This is a genomic window from Nocardioides sp. CPCC 206348 (assembly GCF_048654705.1).
In the GTDB taxonomy this organism is placed as follows: Bacteria; Actinomycetota; Actinomycetes; order Propionibacteriales; family Nocardioidaceae; genus Nocardioides.
Window position 1 is genome coordinate 1 of sequence record NZ_JBMCZA010000102.1, and the last position, 2370, is coordinate 2370.

Below are 2370 nucleotides of genomic sequence, written 5' to 3' on the forward strand. Positions count from 1 at the left end.
GATCACGACGTAGATCGCCTCGTTGGAGGAAGGGAAGATGTCGCCGAACGGCGTCGAGACGATGTTCACCGCGACGCCCTGGTCGCCGTTGGTGACGTCGGCCCAGACGTTGATGATCTCCAGGCAGACCAGCGTGAACGCGAGCGTCAACAGGGCGACGTACAAGACGGAGAAGCGGGAGCCGACGAAGCCGAGGAAGGCACCGATCAGCGCACACCCGCCGAGCACCAGCACGATGGTGAGCGGCAGCGACCAGTCGTGCGAGGAGCCGTAGGCGACGGCGTACGCACCGATCGCGAGCAGGGCCGGTTGGCCGATCGACCAGATGCCGGTCCACGACGCGAGCAGGCTCAGCGAGAGCACCACGAGGGCGTAGACGGCGCCGAGCCCCACGGTGAAGACGGTGTACGGCGGGATGGCGCCGGACATCAGCACCAGGATCGCGAGCACGGCGGCCACCGGGCCGGACGCGAGGCGGATCCACGGCCAGGCGTGGTGCCAGGCCGGTGCCGGCTCCTGCCGGACAGGAGTGGGTCGGTCGGCGGTCTTGATGTCGAGACTCATCTGGTCACACCCTCACGAAGGCCTGGCGGCCGAAGATGCCCTGCGGCCGCACGAGCAGCACGAGGACGGCGACGGAGAACACGAAGGTGTCCCGGAAACTTGCAGAGATGTAGGTCGCGGCGAGGTTGTCGAGAACCCCGATCACCAGGCCGCCGACGACGGCACCGGTCATGCTGGTCAGTCCGCCGAGGAGGATCCCGGCGAAGGCCCGGAAGAGCACCGGTGCGAGCACGACCGGAGTCATCCCGACGTTGGGCGCATAGAGCAGGACGCCCAGCGTGGCGAGGCCGACGCCGAGCGCCCAGGCGATCCGGGCGACCTTCTGGGAGTTGATGCCGAGCACACGGGCGGTCTCCGACGACTCGGCGACGGCGCGCATGGCCGAGCCGAGCGAGGTCCGCTGGAAGAGCATCGCGACGGCGGCCATGGCCAGCACGGCCACGACGATCACGAGCAGGTCCTGGGTCTGGATCCGCGAGTCGCCGATCGCCACCGAGCCGTCGAGGAGCCGCGGGAAGGCCTTGGGCTGCTCACCCCAGTGGCGTCCGACGAAGTGTTCGGTCCCGATGGCGACGCCCATGGTCACCACGAGGGCGGCGAACAGCCGCCCCTCCCCCAGTGGGCGGATCAACACCTCGCGCACGGCGAGGCCGAACATCGACGCGAAGCCGACGGCGGCGATGAGCGCGATGACCAGGGCGACCCCGGCGTCGACCATGCTCAGGGCGACGTAGCCGGCGGTCGTGGCCATGGCGGCCATCGCGAAGTTCATGACGTCGGTCGACTGGAAGATGATCACCAGACCCAGCCCGACCAGGCCGTAGACGGCTCCGTTCGCGACCCCGCTCAGCACGGTGACGAGCAGCTGGTCCATGACTCTCCTTTGATGTCGACGAGCTTCAAACTGAACTGACTTGAGTTCAATTTAGGTGACGGTCGCCACGCTGGCAACCCCTCGGTCTCGACAAACTCCAGCAATTTGAACTAACTTCAGTTTCATGTCCGAGACCACGCTTGCCCGCTACTACCGGGCCATCGACGAGGGCCGCATCGACGACGCCCTGGACCTGCTCGACCCCGCCGTGCGCTTCGTGATGGTGCTGCCGGCCGGCGCCAAACGCGACCAGGGACGCGACGCGATGCGCTCCTATCTCGGCGGCCGCGGCGTCTCGAACAGGGCCCACGTGGTGCTGCGCCAGACACGCGATGACGACGTCGAGTTCGTCTACGGCAAGGTGACCGAGGGCGACACCACGACCGGCCGGTTCCTCTCCGGCGTCCGTCTCGGACCCGACGGCCTGATCGCGAGCTACCAGGTCACCTTCGACACCGAGCACGACCTGATGGAGGACTGATGAGTACGACGACGCCCTTCCTCGAGCGCTGGTTCGAGATCATGGATTCCGACGAGCCCGAGCGGGTCCTCGGCCTGATCACCGACGACTTCGTGATGTCGGTGCAGTTCTCCCAGGGCGGCGGCCAGTCCGCCGAGTTCGTCGGCGATCGCGCCGGCCTCAAGCGCTACCTCGACCAGCGCGAGAAGAGCGTGCTCGTGCACCACGTCGCCAAGGGCGCCCGCGTCGGCGACGTCGAGCTGGTGCTCGGCCAGACCACCCGCGACGGCGACTTCGAGGCGTCGTTCAACGCCTCGGCCATGATCGACAGCGCCAGCGACAAGTGCCGCCGGCTGCTCATCTGCCGCACGCCCGAGGTCGAGTTCCCCCAGGCCTGACCCAGGCCCGACCCGGGCCTGGCCCGGGCCCGAGAGCTCAGCGGGCGGTGTAGCCGCCGTCGGCGTACACCTCG

Annotated in this window: 4 protein-coding genes; 2 read left to right on the plus strand and 2 right to left on the minus strand. The window is 68.2% G+C overall.

The features are described 5' to 3' along the window. Positions 1-564, minus strand: a 564-nt coding sequence (locus ACOADB_RS05100) for an ABC transporter permease subunit (protein WP_420280543.1), incomplete at its 3' end; no start/stop codon positions are given. A gap of 4 nt (positions 565-568) precedes the next feature. Then, positions 569-1438, minus strand: a complete 870-nt coding sequence (locus tag ACOADB_RS05105; protein ID WP_378596860.1) for a branched-chain amino acid ABC transporter permease — start codon at positions 1436-1438, stop codon at positions 569-571. A 124-nt stretch (positions 1439-1562) separates the two neighbouring features. On the opposite strand from ACOADB_RS05105, the gene ACOADB_RS05110 reads away from it, so the two are divergent. Both ACOADB_RS05110 and ACOADB_RS05115 read left to right on the plus strand, forming a co-directional pair. Next, positions 1563-1919, plus strand: a complete 357-nt coding sequence (locus ACOADB_RS05110) for a nuclear transport factor 2 family protein (RefSeq protein ID WP_378596861.1) — start codon at positions 1563-1565, stop codon at positions 1917-1919. Then, positions 1919-2296 (plus strand): hypothetical protein, encoded by a 378-nt coding sequence (locus ACOADB_RS05115; protein WP_378596862.1) that lies wholly within the window; start codon positions 1919-1921, stop codon positions 2294-2296. The genes ACOADB_RS05110 and ACOADB_RS05115 overlap by 1 nt, the downstream gene beginning before the upstream one ends. Positions 2297-2370 lie beyond the last annotated feature (74 nt).

Excerpts from the sequence above, each read along its gene's own strand:
- ACOADB_RS05105 (WP_378596860.1), bottom strand. The coding sequence starts at position 1,438 with ATGGACCAGCTGCTCGTCACCGTGCTGAGCGGGGTCGCGAACGGAGCC.
- ACOADB_RS05110 (WP_378596861.1), top strand. The coding sequence starts at position 1,563 with ATGTCCGAGACCACGCTTGCCCGCTACTACCGGGCCATCGACGAGGGC.
- ACOADB_RS05115 (WP_378596862.1), top strand. The coding sequence starts at position 1,919 with ATGAGTACGACGACGCCCTTCCTCGAGCGCTGGTTCGAGATCATGGAT.